The sequence below is a fragment of the Streptococcus sp. 'caviae' genome (genome assembly GCF_001937065.1).
Lineage (GTDB): Bacteria > Bacillota > Bacilli > Lactobacillales > Streptococcaceae > Streptococcus.
In genome coordinates, this window is sequence record NZ_MOWR01000015.1 from 1 (window position 1) to 8,334 (window position 8,334).

Annotated in this window: 9 protein-coding genes and 1 pseudogene; 2 read left to right on the top strand and 8 right to left on the bottom strand. The window is 42.5% G+C overall.

The window, feature by feature from the left end:
* Positions 1-73 (top strand): annotated as a pseudogene (locus BMI76_RS10730) (IS6 family transposase); the annotation flags it as partial.
* A 77-nt stretch (positions 74-150) separates the two neighbouring features.
* Here BMI76_RS10730 and BMI76_RS10315 read toward each other — a convergent pair.
* Genes BMI76_RS10315 through BMI76_RS10350 form a run of 8 tightly spaced genes read right to left on the bottom strand, consistent with a single transcriptional unit; the run spans position 151 to position 7,252 of the window.
* On the bottom strand, positions 151-687 hold the full coding sequence (locus tag BMI76_RS10315; RefSeq protein WP_002362834.1) for a histidine phosphatase family protein: 537 nt from the start codon (positions 685-687) through the stop codon (positions 151-153).
* The gene (locus BMI76_RS10320) at positions 684-1,175 is read right to left on the bottom strand and encodes a hypothetical protein (protein WP_002362833.1); all 492 of its coding nucleotides are present in this window, start codon (positions 1,173-1,175) and stop codon (positions 684-686) included. Before BMI76_RS10320 ends, BMI76_RS10315 begins: the two co-directional genes overlap by 4 nt.
* A 23-nt stretch (positions 1,176-1,198) precedes the next feature.
* The gene (gene dgoD, locus BMI76_RS10325) at positions 1,199-2,344 is read right to left on the bottom strand and encodes a galactonate dehydratase (RefSeq protein ID WP_002362832.1); all 1,146 of its coding nucleotides are present in this window, start codon (positions 2,342-2,344) and stop codon (positions 1,199-1,201) included.
* 14 nt (positions 2,345-2,358) lie between these two features.
* On the bottom strand, positions 2,359-3,726 hold the full coding sequence (locus tag BMI76_RS10330) for a PTS galactitol transporter subunit IIC (protein WP_075347458.1): 1,368 nt from the start codon (positions 3,724-3,726) through the stop codon (positions 2,359-2,361).
* A 24-nt stretch (positions 3,727-3,750) separates the two neighbouring features.
* Positions 3,751-4,029 carry a PTS sugar transporter subunit IIB gene (locus BMI76_RS10335; protein ID WP_002362830.1) on the bottom strand — a complete coding sequence of 93 codons (279 nt, stop codon included), beginning with the start codon at positions 4,027-4,029 and terminating at the stop codon, positions 3,751-3,753.
* A 47-nt stretch (positions 4,030-4,076) separates the two neighbouring features.
* Positions 4,077-4,535: a PTS sugar transporter subunit IIA gene (locus tag BMI76_RS10340; RefSeq protein ID WP_005469866.1), complete on the bottom strand. Its 459-nt coding sequence runs from the start codon at positions 4,533-4,535 to the stop codon at positions 4,077-4,079.
* Between the two features lie 46 nt (positions 4,536-4,581).
* Entirely contained in the window at positions 4,582-5,199 is a 618-nt protein-coding gene (locus BMI76_RS10345) for a bifunctional 4-hydroxy-2-oxoglutarate aldolase/2-dehydro-3-deoxy-phosphogluconate aldolase (protein ID WP_002362827.1), read from the bottom strand.
* A gap of 10 nt (positions 5,200-5,209) precedes the next feature.
* On the bottom strand, positions 5,210-7,252 hold the full coding sequence (locus BMI76_RS10350) for a PTS sugar transporter subunit IIA (protein ID WP_005469860.1): 2,043 nt from the start codon (positions 7,250-7,252) through the stop codon (positions 5,210-5,212).
* 367 nt (positions 7,253-7,619) lie between these two features.
* Here BMI76_RS10350 and BMI76_RS10355 point away from each other — a divergent pair, with 367 nt between their 5' ends.
* The gene (locus BMI76_RS10355) at positions 7,620-8,300 is read left to right on the top strand and encodes an IS6 family transposase (protein WP_075347459.1); all 681 of its coding nucleotides are present in this window, start codon (positions 7,620-7,622) and stop codon (positions 8,298-8,300) included.
* Positions 8,301-8,334 lie beyond the last annotated feature (34 nt).

The window sequence follows — 8,334 nt, forward strand, 5'->3', positions numbered from 1 at the left end:
CCGAAAAGAAGGCACTCTCTTCGGGTTTTCGGTCTGTACTGAAATCAAGGTATTATTGGGAATCCCAGCTTAAATCATAGATACCGTAAGGGATTTTATTCTTTATTTAAAACTTTGCAACAGAACCCTTTTTAATATAAATATCATTAATTAATATCGTTTCCTTTCGTACCTCAACAGCTGAGTATTGTCCACATTGAATTTCAAGAAGTCAATCATCGTCTTCCCATGAAAATAATTGTCAATCACCCGAATCAAGGCATTGTGACACACCAACAAAACATCTTCGTCACTTTGTTCCAACTCTGCCAGCAAAGGATACACCCGACCGGCAACATCCATGATGGATTCGCCGTCTGGTAATGGTAGCGAGAATTCCACACGAACCTTTTGGAATTCCGGTGTTTCAATTGGTAAGCCATCATACTGTCCAAAATCCATCTCAATTAGGCGCGGTTCCACCTCAATGGGTACCGACACTTTTTCATTAATGATTCGGGCCGTTTCCTGGGCCCGCCTCAATGGTGAGACATAGATTTTGGTGATTGGCTGCTCCAAGTCGCTGACCAATTGAGCCAATTCCTCTGCTTGAGCATAACCGACTTCCGTCAGCTCAATATCCGCATGACCGCAAATTTTGCCGTCCACATTATATTGGGTCTGACCATGACGTGCTACGTAAATCATCGGGCACTCCCCTTTGCAAGCGGACGTTTCTCATCCGCCATTTCACCCAGAACCAGCTCTGAATCAGTGGCCAATTGTTGTAAAGCCGCCACCATCTCAGCTTGCGATTTGCCAAAGACCAGGGAGAAAGAATTATTCTTACTCTTGTAGAAGGAAACAAAAGAGTTGCCACCAGCTAATTCTTCAATTTGAATTTGGGGGTAGCGGGCAAACTCGCCGTTCAAGACACCTAGTTTAACGACTCCTTCTTGTGACAAGCCTTCTTTTAAGAAACCATTGATCAGGATAATAGCGGCAAAAGCCCCCAGTTTAATTTGATCCGCCAGATTACTTGGCCAAAAGATTACAAGTATCGCTACCGTCAATGCGATACTCAAACCCATACGAATCCAGCTGGTTTGAGCCGCCACGATAATTTTCTTTTGATCTTTTACTTGTAAGACGACCAACAATCCTAAAAAGCCTGCAATCACTAGTGCTTCTGCCATTTTCTATCATCCTTTACTTATTTTTACCACTCGGCGATGGTGCCGTCGTAGTTTTTCCATTGTGGGTTGGTCCAAACCAAACCTTCTTGAGAAATTTCCTTAATGCGGTCTTCATCCATTTCCAAACCAAGGCCTGGTTTAGAAGGTAGGTCAACATAGCCGTCTTTGTATTGGAAAACTTCTTTGTTTTTGACAAAATCCAACAAATCAAAGCCTTTATTGTAGTGGATACCCAAGCTTTGTTCTTGGATAAAGACATTTGGTGTACATGAGTCCACTTGCAAGGTAGCTGCTAATGCAACTGGTCCGTATGGTGCATGTGGTGCCACGGCCATATCATGAGCTTCAGCCATAGCCGCAATTTTGCGGGTTTCTAAAATTCCGCCGCAAAGGGCTACGTCTGGTTGGATAATATCGATGGCGCCTTGTTTGAAGATATTTTTAAACTGCCAGCGAGTGTACAAACGTTCGCCGGTTGCTAAAGGGACAGCAACTGCATCGGCAACTTCTTTGTAATGCTCTTCATTTTCCGGCAAGACAACTTCTTCCAAAAACATTGGGTGGAATGGCTCCAGGGCCTTCGCTAGAACTTTAGCCATTGGTTTATGCACCCGACCGTGGAAATCCACACCGATATCCATCGCGTCACCAAAACGTTCCCGAATGGATGCCACCCGTTCGACAACTTCATCCACTTTTTTGTAAGAGTCGATATAGTGCAATTCTTCGGTAGCATTCATTTTAACGGCAGTAAAGCCACGATCAAAACGGTCTTGCGCTTGTTCAGCGACTTCACTTGGCCGGTCGCCACCAATCCACGAATAAACTTTAATGTTATCCCGGGCGGCTCCGCCTAATAATTCATAGACAGGGACGTTAAAGGCTTTTCCTTTGATATCCCACAGCGCCATTTCCAATCCGGAAACAATCGTCCCATTGATGGGGCCACCACGGAAGAAGGAGCGATGCATTTCTTGGAATAAGCGTTCAATTTCAAATGGATTACGCCCAATCAAACGATTACCGATCTCATAAGCACCCGCAACAACTGTTTCAGTCTTGGTTCCGGAGATCATTTCCCCCCAGCCGTCAATGCCTTCATCGGTGGAAATCTTCACGAAGATCCATCTTGGTTTTACTTTGTATACTGTAATATCTGAAATTTTCAATTTAAACCCTCCAATTATTGTGCTTCTACTGGTTCATTCATTTCTCGGTTCACTTTTTTCACACCGTCAAAGTAGTACCATACACCTGCCAATACCAACAATAAGACCGGAATCCCGATGATTGGTTTGTAGGCAAAGGCGATGAATACCAAATAACTTTGGATCATGGAAGTTGCCGCAAATGATGAGATCAACATTGATGAAGTACCCAAGTCGATACCCACTGATTTAGCAATTGCTGTCAACATTGGGGATGTTGCAGAACCACACCATAGCAATGAAGCAGTAATGACTAAACCGATCACGATGTTTTTCAACAAATTCCCGCGAGTCAAGGCAACCACCATCGCTACCCGGAAAGGCACAACGGCCAAATCGGCAAATGGTAAAACGCGGTTTCCTGGCAAGACTAAGGCCATGGCGATTGTTAAAGGAATAATGATCAATGCTGTTGTAATAACATCTGGATTCCCAACGACAACCGCTGCATCCAATCCGATAAATAAACGTGTTCCTTTGAATTTTTCTTGGGACCATTTTTGAGCTGCATCAGAAATTGGCATCAGACCTTCCATGAACAATGAGGTCATTTTAGGAATCAAAAGCAAAACGGCGGACATGCTGACACCTAATTGCAAGACGGCCTTGATATCGTAACCGGCCAAAGCACCAATCACCATCCCAATAACCAGCCCCATGATCATTGAGTCACCGAAGAACCCAAGATATTTTTGTGCATCCTTGATCGTGAATTTCGATTTGCGGAATAATGGAATACGATCCAGTAACCAGTTCAACGGCCAAGCAATCACTAAGGAAGACAAGGCGGACACAGTTGGCAAGGAAACGCCCGGAATTCCAAAGAAGCTTTCCACCATCGGTTGTGACCAGTCGGAGATTTTAAAGGTAACGATTGCCATCACAACAGAGGCACCAACACCTAAAAACACATTTTTGGTAACAAAGTAGACCATCACCCCAACGATGGCCATGTGGTGGTAATTCCAAATATCCACGTCCAACGTATGGGTACGTTTCAAAACCAATAAAACGATATTAACCAGTAAGATGGCGAAAATCAGGATTGGAATGATGGGTGATGCCCACGTAACTGCGGCGATTGAACCCCAACCGACATCCAACGCATCCAGCTTAACACCGGTCCGTTCAACCATAGCCTTCGCAGCCGGGCCGACGTTAGTGGTCATAAAGTCCAAAATCAATTTGATTCCGGCAAAACCAATACCCAACGTCAAACCTGATTTAAATGCACGGGTAATCTTTAAACCAAAGATCAACCCGATGATGGTAATGATGACTGGCAACATAACTGTCGGTCCAGCATCGATAAAGAAGTTAAAGACATTCATAATGATTTTCATTTTTTCAGCTCCTTTAATCCGCTATTATTTCAATAAGTTCAAGATTTCTTCCATCGTTTTGTCAGCACCGATTCCTGTCAGGATAGGCATGCCTTTTACCACTGGCACATTGCCGGTTTGACCATCGAATTGACCGGTTGTCACCAACAAATCATACCCTTCGACTTTGCCGGGCACTTCCATTAGTTTGGTTTGGGTAGTTGCCACTTCAACTCCGTGTTCTTGCAAGTATTCTTTAACCTTTGTTGCTACCACTGTTGATGTTGCAATACCGTTTCCACATGCGACTAAAATTCTTTTCATGATAATTTCCTCCGATTGCGAGCTTTCCACTCGTGATTTTTTATTTTTTAAAAAACGGCTTTCTTTAATAAAGCCAATAATTCTGTATCATTGCGGGCGTCAATCATTTCCTGACGCAATGGTTCATCTTGGATGATGCCGACTATTTTTTGCAACATTTCCACTTGCCCATGGGGCTCACCAATTGCCATCATAATCACGATCTGAATTGGTAATTGAGCTTTATTGTCTTCCATATTATGGAAAAGTACCGGCTCTTTTAGCGTGGCAATCGCCAAAGTCGTTTTATTGACCATTTCATAATTTGCGTGGGGAATAGCAATTCCCGGGGGCGTTGATGGCAATCCCGTTGGGTATTCTTTTTCCCGATCTTGGATTGCTTGGATGTACTCCTCTTTGACATACCCTTTTTGATAAAGTTCACCTGCCAGATAGGCCAAAACTTCACTATCTGTTGAAGCTTCGACGTTTCGGAAGACAAGTTCCTCATTCAGATAAAGTTCCATACTTTCCACTCCTTGTTCATATTTCACCTGTATATCGCCCATAATATTAAATCGCTGCCAGCAATTCTTTCATTGATTGGGCAAGATTCTTAACATTCAATTCTTCGATATCCTGCTTATTGAACATCCCGGAACCCAGGCCTAAATAACTGGCGCCGTTTTCAAAAAATTCTTTGGCGTTTTCTTTACTGATGCCACCGACACCCATCAAGGGCAATTTGCCAAGAGGCGCTTGGATATCTTTGAAAAATCTCGGTGTAACTACTGCTGCTGGAAAAACTTTGACGATGTCCGCCCCTTGGGCAAACATTTGATTGACCTCTGACGGTGTCATCGCAGCCGGTACTGCCAATACACCTTTTTCATTGGCGTAGGCCAACATTTCCTCAGTAAACATGTGCGGGCCTAATAAGAATTTGGCACCAGCTTCGTAACAAGCTTTTGCCTGTTCTAAGGTTCTAACGGTGCCGGCTCCGATGTAGGTCGTATCCCCGTAGCGTTTATTCAACTCACGGATATGATCGATGGCTCCTTCAGTATTCATGGTCATTTCCACTGCAAATTGATGATCAAATTCCTGCATTGCTTGTAAAATCGCATCTGCTTGATCAAACGTGTAGCCCCGCATAATTACGGTAAATCTTGGATAATCAGCTAATTTCATTTTTTCCTCCTTAAGAACTTTGTCTTAATAATTGATAGATGGTTTTTTCATCTGCTGAAGCCACCAACTGATCAATCAAAGAATCATCTTTGGCGATATCGGCGATCTGATTGATAGCTCGTAAATGCTTGGTTAAATCAAAGAAGGATAATGGCAAAATCAAACTGATGGCCTCCCCATTCGGAAAAATCACCGGTTTTTGACAAACCATAATGCTGACACCGTCATTAATGACCCCTTTATCAACAGTGGTATGCGGGATGCAGGTTCGCATCCCCAGATAACCGGCGTAACCGGGTTGTTTGATTTGATTCACGCAATCATTAATAAAGCGTGAATCGATGATCTGATGATCCAATAATGGTTGACATGCCAGACTGACTGCCTCTTCCCAAGTCATCTCCTGATCGATTACTTGCACATAATTTGGACGCAGGTAGTGAGTCAAAGAAGGTAAGACTTGGAAATTATCCAATGGAGTACTTTCATCTTGTTTCACCAAGAAGTATTGCAACTCTTCCCGCAGAGACGCTTGATCGTTGACCGTCGCATATTTTTTGACGATTTTCAACAATTCATCCAGCGCGCGATCCACCTTAGTGATGCCCAAGTCACTTAAGACTCGGTAGCGCAAACTGATTTGTTCCTGATAAGTCATGATGGGATCAATAATGAACTGCATCATGGCGCTGTTTAAAGGTGTTGTAGTAAAAACCAAGTCGTAATCGACTTCAAACTTGTAAAAGTCTCGCACCGATAAGGAAGCCAAAAAATGAATTTCGGGAAAAAGTTTTTCCATATTGGCCCGTACTAACTTGGAAACCATAACGCCGTTGGTACAAACCACCACTGCTCGTGGCCGCTGTTTGTTCAGCTTGTTATGACTGCTTAACTGGTAGCCGAAATAATAAGACAACAAATCCAATTCGTCGTTCGGAAAGGCTTTGTTCAGCCAATTCTCGATGGGAATAATCAATTCTTTCATCAAGTCGATCAAGATTGCATGGTTGCTGTCTTTGATCAGGCTATCGACAGAATAGACCCCCAAACTCAAGTTAAAGCGGATCCGGAAACAGGCCGGTCGTAAATGACTTAATATCCGACGTTCAAAGTCTTCGCGATCATCGATCATAATCAAGGTTTGGTTTTGGAAATTTTCCACCATTTGACTGATCAATTTACGTAAATCTTGATCTGAATCGTAGTTCTGGGTGGTCTTACTTTCAAAAATATTGGAAGTCAAAAATAAGAGCGTGAACCATTCCAGGTAACTCTTGGATAATTTCCAAGCCGTCTCGCCGACTAAAATCGTCAACATCCGGTATTCCGGTGTATTACTGACCTCACCGGGAAAGAAATCCGGTTTAGTGGATACTTTGATGCCCCGGCTGACTAAAAAACGGGCCGCCGTTTGCAGGTAATCCACCGACTCATCGGAATAACTAAGGTGTAACATTTGTTCCATATTGTGAACCAGATGGACAATTTCTTCTTCCGTCACGCCATGAACCAACTTGCCTCGGATGGTTTCCCGACGGAAAATCGGGCACTGCTTCACCAAATCAGATAACAGTTGCAAGATTCGGTGTTCCGATCCAGCCAATTGATACCCGTTAATCCGGTCGTATTGAATTGTCAAACTGTAGTTTCTTAGTAGGGCGTCGGTTCGTTTGATATCATCCATGATGGTAGTTTTGCTGACTTCTACTATATCCAACAAATGATCCAGACTAACATATTCGATATTGGTGATCAAAGTCATCACTATCAGCGCCCCACGTTCTCCCTCCGTCAATGCCAACGTTGCTTGTTCGTCCACCGTTTCCTGATCCAACTGGGACATCATTTGGATCACTTCAATCGGTACTGTAATATCACCGGAGTGACTACGCTGGATCGTTGGGATATTTTTCATCTCCAAGTCTTCATTGAATTGGTTGATGGCATAGTTGATTTGACGACGTGTCAAATCGAGTTCACTTGTCAAAGCGGAAAGTTTCATTTCAGGGTTTTTAATAATCATTTTGAGTATTTCACGAATTCGTTTGTTCATTTGACTATCCTCCTGACAAAATCATTATATACTCACGCAAGCGCTTTTTGACGACGCTTTCATCACGATATTTGTCACACTCACTTTTTTAGTTTGTCACACCGGTGTGACACAGATAGCATAACCGGCGTTATATCAAGTGTACCATGGCGTGACAATTATTTGTTACACCAGAAAATTAGCGCAAAAAAGAAACGACAAACCGGAAAAATAGGTTTGTCGTTTCTTCATATAGTGTGTTTTATTGTTTAGCCTTGCAAAGTCAAATTATTAATCTGTTCATAAAAACGAGCGGTTCTGTTGCAAAGTTTTCAAAAGAATCTATTTTAAGTTAAAATTATAGAAAAGATAGCTTGGAGGAACGAAGATGAAGCATTTCAAAGGGAAACAATTTCAAAAAGACGTGATTATTGTCGCCGTTGGCTATTATCTTCGTTATAACCTCAGCTATCGAGACGTTCAAGAAATACTTTATGATCGTGGCATTCATGTGTGTCATACAACGATTTACCGTTGGGTACAAGAATACGGCAAAGCCCTATATCAAATTTGGAAAAAGAAAAATAGACAGTCTTTTTATTCGTGGAAAATGGATGAAACTTATATCAAAATCAAAGGGACCTGGCACTATTTGTATCGCGCGATCGATGCAGACGGTTTAACGCTGGACATTTGGCTACGTAAAAAACGCGACACACAAGCAGCCTACGCATTTTTAAAACGTCTTAGAAAGCAGTTTGGCGAACCAAAGGTTCTAGTCACAGACAAGGCACCATCTATTGGCAGTGCGTTTAAAAAATTACAAAAAGCTGGTCTGTATACGAAGACAGAACACAGAACAGTTAAGTATCTCAATAACTTGATTGAGCAAGATCATCGACCAATCAAACGTCGGAATAAATTTTATCGAAGCTTACGCACTGCCTCAATAACGATTAAAGGCATGGAAACGATTCGAGGATTATATAAGAAAACCCGAAAAGAAGGCACTCTCTTCGGGTTTTCGGTCTGTACTGAAATCAAGGTATTATTGGGAATCCCAGCTTAAATCATAGATACCGTAAGGGATTTTATTCTTTATT

Bases quoted from the DNA above. Each gene is read 5' to 3' on its own strand.
- BMI76_RS10335 (WP_002362830.1), bottom strand. From the start codon at position 4,029: ATGAAAAGAATTTTAGTCGCATGTGGAAACGGTATTGCAACATCAACA.
- BMI76_RS10345 (WP_002362827.1), bottom strand. From the start codon at position 5,199: ATGAAATTAGCTGATTATCCAAGATTTACCGTAATTATGCGGGGCTAC.
- BMI76_RS10315 (WP_002362834.1), bottom strand. From the start codon at position 687: ATGATTTACGTAGCACGTCATGGTCAGACCCAATATAATGTGGACGGC.
- BMI76_RS10355 (WP_075347459.1), top strand. From the start codon at position 7,620: ATGAAGCATTTCAAAGGGAAACAATTTCAAAAAGACGTGATTATTGTC.
- BMI76_RS10320 (WP_002362833.1), bottom strand. From the start codon at position 1,175: ATGGCAGAAGCACTAGTGATTGCAGGCTTTTTAGGATTGTTGGTCGTC.
- BMI76_RS10350 (WP_005469860.1), bottom strand. From the start codon at position 7,252: ATGAACAAACGAATTCGTGAAATACTCAAAATGATTATTAAAAACCCT.
- BMI76_RS10340 (WP_005469866.1), bottom strand. From the start codon at position 4,535: ATGGAACTTTATCTGAATGAGGAACTTGTCTTCCGAAACGTCGAAGCT.
- BMI76_RS10330 (WP_075347458.1), bottom strand. From the start codon at position 3,726: ATGAAAATCATTATGAATGTCTTTAACTTCTTTATCGATGCTGGACCG.